The 17,687-nt window shown below is 62.1% G+C and carries 14 protein-coding genes and 1 tRNA gene; 9 read left to right on the top strand and 6 right to left on the bottom strand.

The features are described 5' to 3' along the window. Position 1 precedes the first annotated feature (1 nt). Complete coding sequence (locus DPQ64_RS12455; RefSeq protein ID WP_115864649.1) at positions 2-280, bottom strand: DUF7091 family protein; 279 nt, start codon at positions 278-280, stop codon at positions 2-4. A 185-nt stretch (positions 281-465) separates the two neighbouring features. Between DPQ64_RS12455 and DPQ64_RS12450 the strand changes: the two genes are divergently transcribed. The 8 genes from DPQ64_RS12450 to DPQ64_RS12420 all read left to right on the top strand — a co-directional run bounded on the left by DPQ64_RS12450 (position 466) and on the right by DPQ64_RS12420 (position 10,712). Next, positions 466-1,725 (top strand): MFS transporter, encoded by a 1,260-nt coding sequence (locus DPQ64_RS12450; RefSeq protein ID WP_115864648.1) that lies wholly within the window; start codon positions 466-468, stop codon positions 1,723-1,725. A gap of 83 nt (positions 1,726-1,808) precedes the next feature. Then, positions 1,809-1,964, top strand: coding sequence for a hypothetical protein (locus DPQ64_RS19280; RefSeq protein ID WP_198662122.1), 156 nt, complete (start codon positions 1,809-1,811; stop codon positions 1,962-1,964). A 197-nt stretch (positions 1,965-2,161) separates the two neighbouring features. Continuing rightward, a complete protein-coding gene (locus tag DPQ64_RS12445) occupies positions 2,162-3,694 on the top strand; it encodes a carboxypeptidase M32 (RefSeq protein WP_198662121.1) in 1,533 nt (510 codons plus the stop codon). Between the two features lie 255 nt (positions 3,695-3,949). Further along, a complete protein-coding gene (locus DPQ64_RS12440; protein WP_115864647.1) occupies positions 3,950-5,119 on the top strand; it encodes an aminotransferase class V-fold PLP-dependent enzyme in 1,170 nt (389 codons plus the stop codon). A 234-nt stretch (positions 5,120-5,353) separates the two neighbouring features. Then, positions 5,354-7,336, top strand: a complete 1,983-nt coding sequence (locus DPQ64_RS12435; RefSeq protein ID WP_157971692.1) for a hypothetical protein — start codon at positions 5,354-5,356, stop codon at positions 7,334-7,336. A gap of 123 nt (positions 7,337-7,459) precedes the next feature. Continuing rightward, on the top strand, positions 7,460-8,362 hold the full coding sequence (locus tag DPQ64_RS12430) for a methyltransferase (protein WP_115864645.1): 903 nt from the start codon (positions 7,460-7,462) through the stop codon (positions 8,360-8,362). Between the two features lie 130 nt (positions 8,363-8,492). Next, positions 8,493-8,577 (top strand) — tRNA-Leu (locus DPQ64_RS12425). 170 nt (positions 8,578-8,747) lie between these two features. Further along, positions 8,748-10,712, top strand: a complete 1,965-nt coding sequence (locus tag DPQ64_RS12420; RefSeq protein WP_115864644.1) for a hypothetical protein — start codon at positions 8,748-8,750, stop codon at positions 10,710-10,712. Positions 10,713-10,803: 91 nt separating this feature from the next. On the opposite strand, the gene DPQ64_RS12415 is transcribed toward DPQ64_RS12420, so the two are convergent. Beyond that, positions 10,804-11,811, bottom strand: a complete 1,008-nt coding sequence (locus DPQ64_RS12415) for a WD40/YVTN/BNR-like repeat-containing protein (protein WP_232820570.1) — start codon at positions 11,809-11,811, stop codon at positions 10,804-10,806. Positions 11,812-11,978: 167 nt separating this feature from the next. On the opposite strand from DPQ64_RS12415, the gene DPQ64_RS12410 reads away from it, so the two are divergent. Further along, positions 11,979-12,551 carry an NAD(P)/FAD-dependent oxidoreductase gene (locus DPQ64_RS12410; RefSeq protein ID WP_115864642.1) on the top strand — a complete coding sequence of 191 codons (573 nt, stop codon included), beginning with the start codon at positions 11,979-11,981 and terminating at the stop codon, positions 12,549-12,551. 121 nt (positions 12,552-12,672) lie between these two features. Here DPQ64_RS12410 and DPQ64_RS12405 read toward each other — a convergent pair whose 3' ends face one another. From DPQ64_RS12405 to DPQ64_RS12390, 4 genes are all read right to left on the bottom strand, one after another. Further along, a complete protein-coding gene (locus DPQ64_RS12405; RefSeq protein WP_115864641.1) occupies positions 12,673-13,824 on the bottom strand; it encodes a hypothetical protein in 1,152 nt (383 codons plus the stop codon). A gap of 98 nt (positions 13,825-13,922) precedes the next feature. Further along, complete coding sequence (locus DPQ64_RS12400; protein WP_115864640.1) at positions 13,923-15,386, bottom strand: amidase; 1,464 nt, start codon at positions 15,384-15,386, stop codon at positions 13,923-13,925. 105 nt (positions 15,387-15,491) lie between these two features. After that, positions 15,492-16,658 carry a DegT/DnrJ/EryC1/StrS family aminotransferase gene (locus DPQ64_RS12395; RefSeq protein ID WP_115864639.1) on the bottom strand — a complete coding sequence of 389 codons (1,167 nt, stop codon included), beginning with the start codon at positions 16,656-16,658 and terminating at the stop codon, positions 15,492-15,494. Beyond that, complete coding sequence (locus tag DPQ64_RS12390; protein ID WP_232820571.1) at positions 16,655-17,683, bottom strand: polysaccharide biosynthesis protein; 1,029 nt, start codon at positions 17,681-17,683, stop codon at positions 16,655-16,657. The genes DPQ64_RS12395 and DPQ64_RS12390 overlap by 4 nt, the downstream gene beginning before the upstream one ends. Positions 17,684-17,687 lie beyond the last annotated feature (4 nt).

Below are 17,687 nucleotides of genomic sequence, written 5' to 3'. Positions count from 1 at the left end.
GCTACCACGTCTCGATGCGGCCGTCGCGCAGGTCGCGGACGCACCCCTCGCAGTCGGGGTGGTCGGGGTCGAAGCAGGCCGGGCGGGCCTTCGCGTCGAGTTCGACGGCCCGGCGCTCGGCGTACCGCCGACAGACGATTCGAGCCTTCCCCTCCTCGTCCTGCGGCAGATCCGCGAGCGCGGCCCGCCGGGCGTTGGCGTAGGCCCGCTTGGCGTCGGCGTACTGTCGCCCCGCAGACCGGATCTTGGTGCGGAGGAAGTTCCGGAGGCGGTCGTCCATTTGACTGGAGGTTCGGGGCCGGGAAAGATAGGTCTGTTCGTGGGCTACCAGTCTACGGAGTTCCCACCAACTGCACGTTCCGCCCGCGTCTCTAGATTTCCCAATCTGACACCAGCAAAATCGTGTTTAAGGCGAGAGAGTACAGTAATTAAAATATTTATGAGGTTGTTGTGAAGAAGCCCCCGATGGGTGACCTACGTTCTAATCGAGATTTTATCGGGCTGCTCGCGGGCCGCATTATAACGAATATCGGCGATAGCCTGTACACTATTGCGGCGATGTGGTACGTTCACGAACTGACGTCCTCTCCGTTCTACACCGGGGTAGCGGGGTTTCTACTAAACCTTCCACGCCTGTTTCAGTTTCTGGTCGGTCCACTCGTAGACCGCTTTCCAGTACGACGGATACTGGTCGCCACGCAGTTGACGCAAGCGGTACTCGTCCTGTCGATTCCGTTCATCGCGCTGCAGTACGAACTCTCGGTCTGGTACGTCATCGGACTGATCCCGATGTTGGCGATGCTGAATCAGTTCGTCTATCCAGCCCAGAACGCTGCACTCCCACGTATCGTCCCCCAAGAGAGCCTCACTAAGGCGAACTCGCTCTTCTCGTTCTCCTACAGATCCGTAGACATCATCGGGCAGGCTATCGGTGGGTTACTCGTCGCGGCAATCGGGGCGGTTTCGATCTACGTCATCGATTCCATCACCTTCCTCCTCGCGTGTGCGTGTTTCGCGGCCGTATCGGTCGGTGTTAACGGGGATGATACGGACGAAGACGAGGACGGAGACAGCCAGACCCAGGACTATCGCAGCGAACTCCGGGAAGGAATTCAGTTTGTCTGGAACTCCTCACTGCGATACATCATCCTGAGTGCCGTCGTCGCGAACTTCGCGATGGGACTGTCTATCGCGATCCTTCCTGCCTTTGCGGATTCCTACGGCGGAGCGAACGTGTACGGATACCTCATGGCGTCGGTCTCGGCAAACATCCTAGTGGGGTCGCTTCTCGCTTCGAAATTGGAATCCTATCCGTTCTCCCGAATACAAGCGCTGATGTTCGCCTTCAGTGCGGTTCTGTGGTTCGCGTCTGTATTCATGGGCAACGTCTGGCTCACCATCGTCATCTTCGGACTTGCTTGGGTTCCAGTCGGCGTGTACAACGTGATGATCCAGACGATACGACAGACGGCGGTGCCGGAGGACCTCATCGGCCGCGTCACGTCGGTCGCAGTCAGTGGGTCAGCGTTAGCGGCACCGCTCGGGTCCATCAGCGGCGGGGCGATAGCAGAGGTCATCGGCGTCAGGTTGACGCTGGCAGGCGTGAGCCTGTGCTTCCTTCCAGTCGTCGTGATATTCGCCACCCACCCACAGTTGCGCAATCTCCCGTCGCTTGCGTCGATCTCTCCGGACGATATAGTCCTTGAGACGTCGAAAAGCAGCTAGAGGACGGGGACGGACGAACTGGATATTTAACAACACTTTCGTTGCAATAAATATTTACGGCAAGGATTATAATAGAAATCAAGATGAGTGGAAAAGATGGGAAAGGGCCGGACGAGACGGACACCGACCGGTATCAGTCGCAACTGAACGACGTGATCAACGGGGGCGGTTGTACCGAGATCTGGGAGAAACTCTCGGAACGACGCACGGAAGACGACTCGTCGGATAACGCGGAGTAATCGACCGGTTCTGTCTTCGTCATCCGACAACGCACTGGCTGCCGATTTCGAATCCGTTGGTCATCTGCGATTCGGCGTCGGAAAATCGGCGTATTCAGGATTTCACCCGTCCAGACAGAGATATTTCTACGATAGCTAGACATAAATACAAAATAGTCTCAGTAAGTTTTATCAACGACAGGGTAGATTTTCGAATTGTGTCAGAATCTACAAAGTCGACGGTCAAAGACGACGTCGACAGCACGTGGGAGCAGTTCATGGACCGCGTTAGCACCTTGCGGAACCTTCGCAAGGCGGAGTACATACTGCTCTGGGATCAGGAGGTCATGATGCCCGAGGGCGGGAAGGAGGCGCGCTCCCAGCAGGTCGGGAAAGTTTCGTCTGTCATTCACGACCTGGCGACGGACGACAAGATGGGCGAGATGCTGAACGAACTTGAGAACGCCGATCTCTCCTACAGGAAGGAGCGGATCGTCGAAAAGATCAGGGAGCATCGCGAGAGTGAAATCAACCTCCCGGAAAGCCTCGAGGAAGACATCATGTCCACGAAGTCGAAGGCCCACCTCGAATGGCGGAACGCCAGAGACGCGGACGACTTCTCGGAGTTCGCCCCCGCGTTCGAGCGCCTCGTCGAGCTTCGGAGTAAACAGGCCTCGGTCATAGACTCCGACGCCGACCCGTACGCGGTGCTCTACGCCGACTACGACCCCGATAGCGACTTCGAATCCATCGTACAGATACGGGACGAGGTTCGAGACGAACTCGACCTGCTGATCGGGAAGATCCGCGAGAGCGACGTCGAACTGGAGACCGACGCGTTCCGGGGGACCTACGACCCGGACGTCCAGCAGGAACTCTGCAGGGACATGCTGGACATGATCGGCTGGGACTCGGACCGCTGTCGTCTCGACTCGGCACCCTACCCGCTCACGTCTGGGTACCAGTACGACTCGCGCATCGCCGGTCCGTTCGACGAACACGACTTGCTCCAGACGATCAGCTGGGTGCTCCACGAGGCCGGTCCTGCCAAATACCAGCTGGCGCTCAAGGACGACGAGTACGGCAACCCGGTCGGTGACGCTAACGACGTTCTCCACCACGTGATGGCTCGGTTCTGGCAGAACCAGATCGGCCGATCCGAGGAGTTCTGGGAGCAGCTGATGCCGAAGATCTACGAGCGGTTCCCGAACACCACGCACGTCACCGCACGCGACGCCTACGAGAGCATCAACTACGTCCGCGACGACAGGCTCGTCCGAACGCAGGCGAACGAACTCACGCGAGCGCTTCACATCGTCATCCGATGGGAGATCGAGCAGGACCTGATCGAAGGCAACCTACACGTCGAAGACGTGCCAGCAGTCTGGAACGACAAGTGCGAGCAGTACCTGGGCATCCGTCCGGAGTCGAACGCCGAAGGCTGCCTCCAGGACGTCCACTGGGCGAACGGAGCGTTCGCTTACTTCCCGGTCTACTTGGTCGGGTCGGTCATCGCCGCACAGCTGCACGACGCAGCGGTCGACGACATCGGTGACCCGCGAAAACTCGCTGGCGAAGGGGAGTTCGACGTCATCAACGACTGGCTGCGCGAGAACGTCCTCAAACACGGCAAGCTGTATCCCATGCCGGAGCTGATCGAGGACGTCACTGGGGAGAAGCCCAACGTGAAGTACTACATCGACTACGTGACCGACAAGTACGGCGACCTCTACGACCTCGACAGCTACTGAGCAGTCGGTTCGACGTCGCTCCCGAAAACTTTTCCGGGCGGCTGAACGCGTCACGCTGGAGAGAGTCGTGGCTAGCAGACCGCAGTGGGGTTCGCGTCTCGTCGTCCTGCGTGGGCTTCCTGCTCGAAGTCGGGTCAGCGTTCACGGACTTTCTATAATACTGAAGCTATACTGATAATACATTAAAATAGGGAAAATTTATACTCGGTGATTTCTGAGTTTACGGTAGTCTATACGCGGAGGCTACTGTTCCAAATGCTAACAAGTGACCTCGGATCGTGGCGGGCGGAGTTTCCTACGATCTCGCAGGAAGAGATCGTTCACCTCAACCACTGCATGGTGTCGCCATTGCCCCAGCGCGCGCTAGACGCTCGGCGAGAATGTGAACGAAAATGGCAGACGGCGCATCCCCATCCGTGGGACGAGTGGTACGACAAGATCGACGAAGCGAGGGAGCGATTCGCCGATCTCATCAACGCCGACACGTCGGAAATTGCAGTCGTCCCGTCTGTCACACAGGCGGTTTCACAGATCGCTAGCGCGTTCGACTCCGACGGCGGACAGGAGGTGGTCATGACCGAGATGGAGTTCCCGTCGATGTGGCAGTTCTGGGACGCCCAACAGCGCCAACGGGACGTCACGGTTCGGATGGCAGAGTCGACCGACGGACGGCGCATCACCGAGGACGGGTACGCGGAGGCGATAACCGACGACACGGACCTCGTTACCACGTCGCACGCATTTTCCGCCACTGGGGGAACGATGGACCCGAAGACGGTCGCCGACCTCGTCCACGACAGAGGCGGCTACCTCTTTCTGGACGCCTACCAGTCGGCGGGTATCGTTCCAATCGACGTGGACGAACAGGACGTCGACATGCTGGCGGCCGGCACTACCAAGTTCTTGCTAGGCGGTCCGGGAGCCGCGTTCCTCTACGCCGATTCGGATCTGATCGCCGAACTCGAACCGTCCACTCTCGGGTGGTTCAGTAGCGACGACCGGTTCGAGGTCGAGGACCCCGACTACGCGGAGGACGCGACCCGATTCCAGCTCGGCACACCTCCTATTACGAATATGTACCAGGTGAGTGCGGGGCTGAGCGTGGTCCAGGAGGTCGGCGTCGACACGATCACCCAAGCTATCAGCGAACTCACCGACCATCTCATCACCGGGGCCGAGGAGCGCGGCTTTACTACGGCGACACCGAAAGACTCCGACCTTCGTGCCGGCATCGTGAACATCAAAGTCGATGACTACGAGGCGGCCTGCGAAAAGCTCGTAGACGACGGGTTCCGACTGAGTTACATCGAGAGCCGGGTCGTCGACAGCGGCATCCGGTTCTCGCCACACTTCTACACGACTCACGAGGAGATCGAGGCGGCCCTCGATTCGCTCGAAGAACACGCGACGCCGTACTCGGGATGAGCCGGGAGTTCGAGCAGTCGATCACCGTCGCATTCCCTTCCCGACCCGTCCCGCTCGGTCGATTCGTTCCGAACTCGTCGCTAGACTACTCATCAAAACCGAACGAAAATTTTAATTCTTTAAGAGAGTATAAACTCGTATGAGAACTCAGTCGGTAGCACGACCAACTAACGGTGATTCTGCTCCGTACGTCGTTGTCGAGTCCGCTTGTGCGCCATTCCGGAGGAAACGACCGTGGTAGTGTACACGACCAGCGACGACGAGTTCGCGTCGGCGGTCGACCGGATCGCTACCGTTCGAGGGGAGTCCGTCGTCACGGAGTTCGAGTCGGCAGTGGAGCGCGACGGGGCGGTCGTCTGGGTCGACTCGCCGTCGAACTTCGCCGAGCGAACGCTGTCGGCACTCCAGCGGCGGTTGCTCGACCGCGGCCCCGAGGACGGAGCCTTCGGCCTGATCAGCGGCTTCACGCCGGCGGACGCCGAGGATCTCTACTGCACCCGAACGGACCCGAGCGGCGAGGACGTGCTCCTGTGTAGTCACCACCTCGACCCCATCATGCCCGACCAGTTGCCCGAAACGCCGGGGTTGCTCACCGGGGATCGAGCGACTGCGAAAGCGGTCGAGAACCGAACGGAGACGCCGATTCAGTCGTTTCAGGTTGCGTCGGCCGGGCGAGAGATCCACATCTCTCTCTCGGACGGATACCTCTGTGGATTCCCCAGTTCACGGGACGTCGAAGCGTTCTCGGGCCCACAGCCGTTCTGCGTTGACGACGGCGAACGGGACTGTCCACTGGACGGTCAGTTGGTTCCAACGGACGCCATCGATGCGGCGCATCTCTTCTTGCTCTCCTGCACGACAGTGATCGACAATGGTTCGGCTGGACTCCCGGTTCACGCTGCGATGGGGCTGCTCGACGGTGCGGAGTCGATGATCGGTTCGTACCGCGTCTCGACGAGTCGCCCCCACGAACTGTTCTTCCATAACAGCCTCCTGCAGGCGGGGTACGACGTGACCGAACGGTGCTACCTCCTGAACAAGAACGCACACGCGAATGGGTTGATGTTTCATCCGTACGTGGCGTTCGGGAAGCCGGACGCAGCAATCGACGACCCCCACGAGCCCACGTTCGACGTCGAGGTTCGTGCCGGCGAGCAGTTGGACTCCGACGTTCGATCCGGCGACGACTGTCACGTTCACCTGACGGACATCGACGCGCACGTGATCGACTTCCGAATCCCGCAGACGAACGTGCCAACGCACGACGACCGCCTGTACGTCCGAACTTTGAACGACGTGGATGAGCAGGTGTACTACGCCGCGTTCGAGCAGGACGGCGACCTTCGCGTCCTCGTGTACACCGGTGGGCGGATGCAGCTCGACGCCCTGGAACTGGCGGTCAGTGCCGAGCGGATTCATCACGTTCAGCGACAGATCGCACTGGACTCGGTCACTGTCCTGCCGCACTTAGACCGGCTCGGGTTCGTGGACGACGCGATGGCCGAACAAGTCGATCAGTTCGAGAACCAGGTTCGGTCGTTCGTCAAACGGACGAAAGACGAGAAGTACAAGACCGACCTCGACGCGAGCGTTCAGCAGCAACTCGACAGTATTCACGGCCACGAAAGCCACGTCAGGGAGGCGTTCCTGTCGCTCCTGCGCGAGAATCCGAGCACGCCACATCGGATCTACTCGGGGAACGTCGTCTCGGAGGACAGCTATCCGGTTCGAGAGAGCTGTCCGTACTGCTCCGACGCGCCGGTGTTCGTCGAACAACTCGACGGCTGGTCGGGAATGGAGAGCCGCCTCCTGGGGAGCTGTGGGAACTGCGGTCCGATCTTCAACGTCCCGGCGAACGGGGCCTGTTCCGATCCGACGTACCCGGTCGTTCACTGCGATTTCTCGGGCGACGAGCGCACGCAGTCGGTCGAGATAGCGTTCGAGAACGACACCGATACGCCGATGCGGACGACGTTCCAACCGGTACTGGACCACATGGACAACGTCGCGGAGCAGTTCTTCGAACCGGAGCGAGAGGACGTGGTTCTGTCCCCCGGCGAGTCACACACCGCCGAGTTCGTGATCGACACCGGACAGATCCCCGACTACCGGTACAAAGTTCGGGGTCAGGTGGTCGCAAACCTCGACCTGTACACAGGGAACACGACGACGGTTTTGGGCGACAAAGCGGGATATTACCCGCCGCATCTCCGGTAGCCGCCCCGTCTAATCCCGGTTCGGGAACTGCTTCGCTCGTCGTCAGCGTCGCTCGGTGAAGACCTCGAGGTCGAACCCCTGAGAGACCAAAAGAAATTTATCCAAGTATAAGTAGTATTTATTATGAATTATAGGGAAATGATGTTCCTCCGTGCAGTCCGTAAGAATGGGCTCGTCGCGGTGCTCGCGACGTCACCCTCGACACCGGCGGAAGTCGCCGAGGAGACCGGTATCACGGAACGCGCTGCGTCGATCTCCCTCGAAGCCCTCGTCGGTCTGGGTTTCCTGACTGCGAACGACGGGACGTACGAGGCCACCGACCGGTTACGACGACTTCACACGGACGACGTAGCGGAGATGTCGTCGCTCGCGTTTCGATTGGACGGTCTCGAACGGTGGATCACGCTCCCGGAGACGATGTACACGAACGACCCGGTGGACTCCCCGGAGAACTACACGAATCACTACATGGGGGCGATGCACGACATGGACGAAGAGACGGTCCGCGCTTGCGTGACCGCGGCCGTTCACCAGCACCCGGACGCCGAGCAGGTGGCCGACGTCGGTGGCGGTCCGGGAGCGTTCGCCAGGGAGTTCGTCAAGCAGGGACACGAGGTCACGCTCGTCGACCGCCCAGACGTGATCGGTCTCGACGAACAGCTCCTCGACTCGGAACCGATCACCCTGGTCGAGGGCGACATCCGGGAGTCGGTTCCCGGCGAGCACGACCTCGTGTTCTGCTCGCGCGTGTTCCAGACGCTCAGTCCCGAGGAGAACCGTCGGATACTGAACGCTGCCTACGACGCACTCTCGCCGGGCGGGTCGGTCGTGCTGATCGAAGTCGTCCGCGGACGTTCGCCGGACGCCCGGATGTTCGGGGTGACGATGCTCGCGCAGGCCGATAGCGACGGGAACACGTACACGGAATCACAGTATCGGGACTGGTTCCACGACGCAGGCTTCGAGGACGTACGCGTCACGGACGTTCCGGGGACAAAGTACCAGACCGTCGCTGGCGACCGCTGAACGCCGACGGTACGTCGCCCGCAAGACGCTCGCTCGGTGGCAGTGCCGCTCCCGAGTCGGGAACGTTCGCGCCGATCTCGCGGGAGCACGTACCGATATAAATTTATGCTGCCGTTCCACAATTAAATGTGTAGGGGTAGCCAAGCACGGTCAAAAGCGCGGCACGCAAAGTGCCGTCTCCAAGGAGTTCGGAGGTTCGAATCCTCCCCCCTACATCCTGCCTGGTCGCGGGTGAAAATCCTGCGTCACGAGTGAAAACCACAGTGCCCGTCGTCGAGATCTCCGCGGACCGTTCGAGTCGTCCAGTTCCGTCAGTAGGCGCGGTTGATTTCCAAAAAAGAAGGCATCGAAAGAATAACGTCGCGGCCTCCTCGTATGCTTTTGCATGATCATCGTTTGTAATTCTGCGCTGGGCTCCTATCGCCAGTTAGCGGCGGAGATCGCAGCCGAGAACGACACCGAGGTGGTCGACTCGGTCGCCGAGGCCGATGATGGGCCACTTCTCTACGTGACCGGGCCGACCGAGGTCGACGAAGCGGTCGTCCTTTCGCTTCAGCAACGACTCGCGGAACTCGGTCCCGACGCCGGTGGGTTCGGCGTCATCACCGGCCCCACCGCGTCCGCTGCTCGGGAACTGTACGAGCGCGGCGCAGCGGACGGCGTGGACGCCAGCCAGCGGAGCGAGCACTCGATTCTGCTACGCGAAGAGACGACCGACTGGTTCTCGTACGATGACGAGACGTCGGTCTCCACGGGCGACGACGTCACCGTCGCCGACCTCGGATCTACGTTCTCCGACCTCGAATCGCTCTCCATGCTGGTCCACGGGCGGTCGATGCACTTTTTCTTCGGCGACGGGTTACTCTGTGGCTTTCCACAGACGCGTCCGAAGCAGTTCGACGGTCCACAGCCGTACTGCGTCACCGACGACGGACGGATGGACTGCCCGCTCGAAGGGGAGCTTCTCCACGCTGACGAGATTCGCGTTCCACACCAGTTCGTCGACTCCTGTGCGTCGATGCTCCCGGAGAACGACTACGAGGGCATCCCCGTCCACGTCGGGATGGGGTTGCTCGACGGAGCGACGAATCTCATCGGCGCGTACCGACAGATCGACTCGCTCCCACAGCTTTCGTTGCTTCACTACTGTCTCGTCCGTGCCGGGTACACCGGGGCCGAGCGCTGTTATCTCCTCAATCTCGCCGCCCGAACCTACAACACCGCCGTCTACCCGTACCTGTTGTTCGGTCGCCCCGAGACGGTCGCGTCATCGGCCGACGACCAGTCGTTCGAGGTCGAATCGATAGAGGGGAACAACGTGACGCTGCGAGACGTCGACGCCCACGTCGTGGACGTGCGACTCGACCTTCCGGTGTCGGGCGAGGAGTTGTACGTTCGCAATCGCACCGACGCACTCGCGGACGCGCCAGTGTACGCGGTCGCGTTCGAGTCCGGAGACGACGCTCGGCTCCTCGTCTACACTTGGGGTCGGTTCGAGTTGGAGGAACTCGTCCTCGAAGTCGACACGAGTCCGGTCCGTCGGGACGAACAGTCGATCACGGTCGATGCTCTCAGGAACGCCGACCGGCTTCGGTCGTTGAACTACCTCGACAGCAAGGCCAAGGGACAACTGAAGGACCTCCGCAACCGGATCGAAGGGTTCGGTGACGACGTACACGAGCAGCGGTACGACATCAACGCGCATCGGGAAGTCGGCGAACAGATCTCGGACGTGACCGACGCGCTCGGCCGGATCGAAGACCGCGTCCGCTCGAAACTGGAGAGTCGGTACTCGACGTTCCTCTCGGACGACTACCGCGAGGACTTTCGCAGAACGGCGACGAACGCCGTAGACCGACGCTGTCCGAACTGCGGTCGCCGCGTGTTCGAGAAGCGAATGGAAAGCGCCTCGGGCGTCGCTCGGCGCCGCCGAGACATCTGTCCCCTGTGTGGGGTCACTGCCGACGTCCCGGCTCTCGACGGGGCCGTCGGACGGCCTCGGGTCGATGGCGAACTCGTCCCCGTCCACGACGGCGTCGAAGTCGACGTCGCGTTCCAGAACCGTCGGGACGTCCCGGTCCGTGCGACGTACGTCCCGTGGCTGGGCACCGACAACGACGAGTACCGGGGACGCGACGTGTTCGACCCCGACGCGGTGACGACCCGATTGGCACCGGGCGAACAGAAGTCGGTCACGTTCGACCTGGACGTCTCTGACCTCGAACCGAACGAGTACTGGGTCTGCGGATACGTCCTCGGTAACCTGAACGTCTACCAGGGACTGCGGAAGATGGTCGTCGGAACCGACTACGGCCACCTTCGCAACGACCTGCGGAAGTCGGACGAGTGACCGAACCGGTCCACCGACGACACCACAGTACCTCTATCAGTCCAGTAGCCTGCTCAGTCCACAGTAGCCCGATCAGTCCACAGTAGCCTGCTCAGTCCACGTACCACGACAGCGGAAGGTAGCCGCCTCGCACGTCTCCGGAGGTCGGGACCGTTCCGATCGTCCGCCAGCCTTCGTCGGGCCGGCGTCGCAGCAGCGTCCCGCGATGTGTCACGCCCAGGATGTCGTCGCCGACTGCACACCATCCAACCGCGACCTCCTCTGGAGTCGGCGACGGCACCGCTTCGAGCGTCTGGCCGTCGTGGCACTCGAACAGTGCGTGGTCGGCGTCCTCGTCCTCCCACGACGACGACGATTCGAGCGCGCCACCAGCGTAGATGCTCCCGTCGTGGACGAACGCACCACGGAAGTACCGCTGATCGTGTTCCTCGTCTAGCCGCGCCCATGTGCGTCCGAGGTCCGTCGAGCGGTAGAGTCCGCTCCCCGTCGCGACGACCATGGTCTCGCTGTCCTCCATGACGATGCGATGGACGTCGTCCAAGTGGGGCGCGTCGAACCCGTCGATGGACCTCGTCGTCCACGACGCTCCGCGGTCGTCGCTGACGTGAATCCCGCCGACCTCGACTCCGGCGATGATCGAGTCCGGTGCGTCCGGATGCGTGCAGAGACTTCGCACCTGCGCGACGTTGTCGTGACGAGGCAGGCTCCAGTCGCCCTGTTCTCGCAACTCCCGAAACTCGGAGACCGCCTCCCATGCCTGCTCGTCGGTGGGAAGCGTCGAGTCGGCCGCGGCGACGAACAGTCGGGCGGGTCGCGTCCCGGCGTACAGTCTGTCCCCGGAGGGAGTAGCAGCGACTGCATACACCTTCTGCTCCGGGAGCGAGAGCTCCGTCCACTCGCGGCCGTCGGGCGAGTGGTACAGCCCCGACCTCGCGGCGACAAACAGCCCCTCCAGCCCCTCGAACTGCTCGATGTGGAACACGTCCTCGGCGTCGAGTACTTTCTCGGCCGTCACGTCCCCCGATTCGATGACGCCGCTGACTCGGTAGACGCCTTCGTCGCTACCTGCAAAGAGCATGGTCCATGTACTATCTCTCACATCTTATTTCCACCGAAACTTTTTCATTCTGTGAACTTTCCACGGACGAGAAATCCCGAAGTCGCGTCGGCGGCGTCGGGGTCGGCGGCGGGCCGAGCAGCGCATGAACTATCCGTCACGACTATTCAAAGATTTTAATATCGGTGCGTACTGTTTTTAAACCGACTATGACTGATGTCGCTGTCGTCGGTGGCGGTCCCGCTGGGCTCAGTGCCGCACTGTTCACGCAGAAGAACGGTCTCGACACCGTCGTGTTCGATACGGACGAAACGTGGATGCATCTGGCTCACCTGTTCAACTACCTGGGCATCCGGAGCATCGGTGGCGAGGAGTTCATGGCGATAGCTCGAGGGCAGGCCGAGGACCGCGGTGCGACCCTCAACCAAGGTGAAGAAGTCACCGAGGTGTCGAAGGCCGGCGACGGGTTCGAGATCGTCACGGAAGCGGACACGTACGACGCCGATTACGTCGTGCTGGCAACGGGGCGAAGTCGTGAACTCGCCGAAGACCTCTCCTGTGAACTCACCGAGGAGGGTGAGATCGACGTCAACGTAAAGATGGAAACGAGCGTCGAGAACGTGTACGCGACGGGTGCGATGGTCCGAGGCGAGGAGATGGAGGCCATCATCTCTGCTGGCGACGGTGCGGCCGCTGCGTTGAACATTCTCTCCAAGGAGAAAGGGGAGCCGTTCCACGACTTCGACAAGCCGGGAGACGTTCCGACGCTCGCCGAAGACTGACGACGCGTTTTCGTGGAGGCGAAGCCGCTTCGGACGGAGACTGTAGACGAAGTCGACTTCGAGGAGGCCGTGGCGGCCTTCTACACCGGGCGAATGGGAGCGTCGGACCCGCAGCCCACCGTTACTCCGCAACTGCACCGACCCAGTCTAGCTGTGCCTCGGTCAGCATCGCGTGGTTGTACACCGTCACTTGCCCGTCGGTTTCGGACCGAACCGCGTCCACCATGGCCGACAGCTCCGAAGCACTGCCGAGGACGGACGGGTCCAGCGTGAGGCCGACGTCTATCGGAACTTCGACGCGCCGCCGGAGTGTTCGAATCCGGTCCCGTACGACGTCCGGGTCGGAGACGTAACAGAGCGCGGTCAGTCTATCGGAGTGGGTCTCCAGCACGTCGAGGGTGCGGCCAGCGAACCGGTCGGGGCTCGACTCGCGAACGTACGTGTTCACTCGGACGCCGTCGGCGGCGGCAGCGATGCGTTCGAGGAGGGCGTCGATGGTCGATATCCTGAACTCGATGAGATCCCGCAGGACCGGCTCCTGACGTAGCAGCTCGGAGAGCGTCGGTGGGTCGGTGTCCGGTCTCCGGAACGATTGCCGAACGAGGTCCCGAACGACCGAGCGCGCCCGTTCCATGTCGACGGCGTGCGTCCGCGCGCGAGACCGGCACGCGTCACAGAAGCACTGCGAGAACAGCCGTTCTTCCACGTTCGTGGCGAGTACCTGTCGAGCGTCGTGACCGAAGGTCGTTCCGTGGCCGTGGAAGACGGAGGGGAAACGGATCGCTTCCAGTTCGACTGCCGTGACGTCGCGGTCGGCGGCTTCGGCGGTGATCGCCGCGAAGTACCGGCGAACCGCCGGATCGGACGGACAGAGTGCGTGTTCGTGCGACGTGCCGAAGGCGTCTTCCAGTTGGTACGCCGGATGCGAGGCACCCAGTCGCGAGTTGTGCATGTGGACGATCCACGCGTTCGTCTGTAGCCCGTAGCTGTCGGCGACCGAGACGACGTCTCCGAGGGGGTCGGACGCACCGTCGATGTCGTTTTGAATCGGCCGTATCGGCAGGTCTGCGAATCGGTCGTCGTCCGGGTCGAAGTAGCACCCGCCTTGGCGTCGTTCGAAGTGCGCGTCGGGAAATCGAGGTTGAAAGACCCGCGCCGAGTGGTGATGACAGGCGACGGTGAGCTTCTCGATCCCGCGTTCGACGAGCGACCTGCACGCGTCCTCGACTCCCTGTTCGTACAGCGTCCAGGGGTACGTCCAGACTCCTACCATACTATATGGGTCTCGCTACGTGCAAGAAAGCGTTGTCCATACGACGGGCGTCGCTGCCCGTCGGCGCTACCGGCGTCGACGGTCGCGTTCGAGCGGCGTCACCGGGGCGGATACGAATCGACCCACGGACGTGCGCGTTCGAACGCCGCACTCACGGCGAGCGTCCGGTCGTCGGCGAATCGGGGACAGAGTATCTGCATGCCGACGGGGAGGCCATCGACGAAGCCCGCCGGAATCGACGCGGCAGGGTGGCCCGTGAAGTTGACGAGATGCGTCATGCACCAGCCGATGGTCGGATCGACCTGTTGTCCGTCGATCTCCGCCGGACCGAGGGTCTGGCCGTCCGCGTCGTTTTCCACTGGAAGGCAGGCCAGCGTCGGAGAAACGAGTGCGTCGTAGCGCTCGAACACGTCCGTGATGGCGTCGTACACTTCGGTGTGGAGCGTCTGGACCTGCAGGTACTCGACCGCGGTCACGTCTCGACCGCGTTCGATCAACTCGACGACTTCGTCGGCGATCTCCGCACGACGTTCCTCCAACAGATCTATCTCCCGTTCCCGACCGATGGCGTCGGCCAGCGTGGCGTAGCCCACCGCAGTGGAGAGCCGCCACGCGTCGGTCAGTTCGTCGTGCGAACGGTCCAACGGGAACTCGACCTCCTCGACGGTTGCACCTGCTCGCTCGAACGCGCCGACGGCGTCCTCGACGACCGACCGAACCCGCTCTTCGACCGGGAAGGTGCCGAAGTCGGGCGTGTACGCGATCTCGAAGCCGTCGATAGAGCGTTCGGTCGCACGTCGATAGTCCGTCCCGTCGTCCGGGAGGCACGTCGGGTCGCGCGGGTGTGGTCCCGCCATCACGTCGAGCATCAGCGCGGCGTCTTCGACCGAGCGCGTGATCGGACCGTGATGCACGTAGTTGCCGATTGCGCCGTTGAACGCGTTCGGTCGCGACGCGTCCGCGACCCGTCTGTACGTCGGTTTGATGCTGTACACGCCGGAGAACGACGCTGGAATCCGCAGGGAGCCACCGGCGTCGCCGCCGTGGGCCATCGTCGCGAGCCCGTCGGCGACGGCGGCCGCACTCCCGCCGGACGAGCCACCGGCGTTCCTGTCGAGGTCGAACGGCGTGCTCGTGGGGCCGAACAGTTCGTTGTCCGTGGTCCCCTTGTGACCGAACTCCGGCGAGTTCGTCATCCCGAGGACGATTGCGCCGGCGTCTTCGAGTCGCTCGACGAACGTCGAGTCGTGGTCGGGCACGTTATCTCCGAACAGCGCCGAACCGAACGTCTGCCGAACGCCGCTTTTGAACCCGTAGAGGTCCTTCAGTGCGATGGGGACCCCCGCGAGTGGTCCGAGGCGCTCGCCGCGTTCGACTGCCCGCTCGACTTCCATTGCCGCTTCGCGTGCGCTCTCCTCGGTGGTCGTCACGTAGGCGTTGACGTCGGCGTTTCGACGGTCGATCCGCTCCAAGAAGTCTTCGACCACGTCCACGGGCGACGTTTCTCCCCGCCGAATCCGCGACGAGAGTTCGACCGCTGGCGTGTAGTACGGGTCCTCCATAGTAGCGAGTAATCGTCCGATTAATTTAATACTAAGGTAAGAAGTCTTATTTTTACGAGAGCGTGAGAGAATGTGTTCAGATTCGGCCGCTCCGGCGTAGTCGCGCTATCGTGCGCGCTCGACCGCCTCTTCGAGGACGGTGGTCACCCGCCGAATTTCGCTGGACGACAGATCGGCGTGCATCGGCAACGAGAGCACGCGCGAGGAGACCTCGACAGTCGTCGAGAGGTGGTCGACCGGGCCGTCGTACGTGTCTCGATAGTACGCGCTTCGATGCACCGGATCGAAGTACACCTTCGAGGACACGTCGTTCTTCGCGAGTAGTTCGACGACCGCGTCCCGGTCGATGTCGGGTGCGAACGTGACGGTGTAGAGTTGGTAGACGTGCGTGCCGTCGTCGGGGTCCGCCATCGGCTCAACGCCGTCGATTCGGGCGAGTTCGTCGGCGTACTCGCTGGCGACGCGGCGGCGGCGCTGGATCAACTCGTCGACGCGATCAATCTGCCCGACGCCGATGGCGGCGACGACGTCGGGCATCCGGACGTTGTTACCGACTGCCCGATACTCCCCGGTGTCGTGCGAGTCGAAGTAGTCGTCCGAGGCGCGACCGTGCGAGCGGAAGAGTCGGAGCTCTGCGGCGAGGTCGTCGTCGTCGGTGACGACGGCACCGCCTTCGCCGGTCGCGACGACCTTGTTCTGACAGAAGCTGAACATGGCCGAATCGCCGACCGTCCCGACCGTCGTATCGTCGAGGGTCGCACCGAACGCCTCTGCGGCGTCCTCGACGAGGACGAGGTCGTGTGCATCCGCCACGTCGGCCACCGCCTCGATCCGGCAGGGTGTTCCCGCGTAGTGGACCGGAACGATGGCTCTCGTGTTGTCGGTCACGACGTCGCTCACGCTGTTCGGATCGAGGCCGTAGCGTTCGTCCTCGATGTCCGCGAAGACTGGTTCTGCCCCGACGAGTCGAACGGCGTTGACCGTCGCGATGAACGTGAACGAGGGGACGATCACTTCGTCGCCGTCGCCGATCCCGTGCGCGCGGAGCGCGGAGACGAGCGCCGTCGTCCCGGAGTTGAACACGACGGCGTTCTCGACGCCGACGAACGCCTCGATGCGATCCTCGAACTCGCTGACGAACGGCCCGTTCGCCCAGTAACCCCCGCGAGTGACCGAGTCCACGACGTTCGTGACCTCCTCTCGTCCCCACGAAATTTCGAAGAGTGGAACGTCGTCGGGTCCGTCGTCCGGCCCCAAACCGCCGTCGGTCATAGCTTCGAGGTCGGTTTCTGGCGAGTCGTGCCTCGAACCGGCGACGACCGTGGCGGAAACTGTGACTTCACCCGTTCGGCGATCTCGCTCGGTGAGAGGAGTTTCGAGTCCACCGACGTGTACTCGTGATCGAGCGAACTCTCCATCTCGTACGGGAACTCCTCGCCGAAATCGACGTGTGGGAGGAGAACGAACTTGTCGTCGACTTCGTAGGTGTTCTCGATCTCGTCGGAGGAGACGAGTTTCTCGTGGACGCGTTCGCCGGGTCGGCCCCCGACAATCTCAACACCGATGTCCTCGCCGTCGTAGCCGTGGGTCGGCGCGTACTCGGCCCGGAGTCCCTCCGCGAGGTCTCCGACCCGGAACGCGGGCATCTTCGGGATGACGATCTCTCCCTGGGTCATGGATTCGTTGGCCTCGAGAATGAGATCGGCTGCACGGTCCGGGGACATAGTGAACCGCGTCATCTCGGGGTTGGTGACGGTGAGGGGGCCGCCGTTTCTGATCTGATCGAGGAACACCGGAACGACCGACCCGGTCGAACCGAGGACGTTGCCGAATCGGACGCAGTTGAAGCTGGTGTCGTGGTTGTAGGTGTTCGCCGCGACGACGATTCGCTCCATGATGAGCTTCGTCGCACCCATGACCGACGTCGGGTTCGAGGCCTTGTCCGTGCTGACGGCGACCAACGAGTCGATCTCCTCGTCGAACGCGGCACGGACGACGTGCTTCGTGCCCGTGACGTTCGTCTGTGCGGCCTCGAACGGATTGTACTCGCTGAGTCCCACGTGTTTGATCGCCCCAGCGTGGAAAACGACGTCGACGTCTTCCATGACCGTCCGTACTCGATTCTCATCTCGGAGGTCACCGAGGACGAAGTTGAGAGGGTGTCCGTTCCCGTCGAGTCGCCTCTTCAGGCGGAACAGACTCTGTTCGTCGTTGTCGAAGACTCGGACCTCTTCGACCCCCTCGTCGGCTATTCGTTCGACGAGTGTGCTCCCGATAAAACCACCCCCTCCGGTCACGAGT

The organism is Halorussus litoreus (assembly GCF_003382685.1).
Classification (GTDB): Archaea; Halobacteriota; Halobacteria; order Halobacteriales; family Haladaptataceae; genus Halorussus; species Halorussus litoreus.
Note: the sequence above shows the minus strand (reverse complement) of the source record. Positions and strands in the feature narration are given on the sequence as shown.

Coding starts and splice junctions, on each gene's coding strand:
- DPQ64_RS12455 (WP_115864649.1), bottom strand. CDS start 280: ATGGACGACCGCCTCCGGAACTTCCTCCGCACCAAGATCCGGTCTGCG.
- DPQ64_RS12450 (WP_115864648.1), top strand. CDS start 466: ATGGGTGACCTACGTTCTAATCGAGATTTTATCGGGCTGCTCGCGGGC.
- DPQ64_RS19280 (WP_198662122.1), top strand. CDS start 1,809: ATGAGTGGAAAAGATGGGAAAGGGCCGGACGAGACGGACACCGACCGG.
- DPQ64_RS12440 (WP_115864647.1), top strand. CDS start 3,950: ATGCTAACAAGTGACCTCGGATCGTGGCGGGCGGAGTTTCCTACGATC.
- DPQ64_RS12430 (WP_115864645.1), top strand. CDS start 7,460: ATGAATTATAGGGAAATGATGTTCCTCCGTGCAGTCCGTAAGAATGGG.
- DPQ64_RS12420 (WP_115864644.1), top strand. CDS start 8,748: ATGATCATCGTTTGTAATTCTGCGCTGGGCTCCTATCGCCAGTTAGCG.
- DPQ64_RS12410 (WP_115864642.1), top strand. CDS start 11,979: ATGACTGATGTCGCTGTCGTCGGTGGCGGTCCCGCTGGGCTCAGTGCC.
- DPQ64_RS12405 (WP_115864641.1), bottom strand. CDS start 13,824: ATGGTAGGAGTCTGGACGTACCCCTGGACGCTGTACGAACAGGGAGTC.
- DPQ64_RS12400 (WP_115864640.1), bottom strand. CDS start 15,386: ATGGAGGACCCGTACTACACGCCAGCGGTCGAACTCTCGTCGCGGATT.
- DPQ64_RS12395 (WP_115864639.1), bottom strand. CDS start 16,658: ATGACCGACGGCGGTTTGGGGCCGGACGACGGACCCGACGACGTTCCA.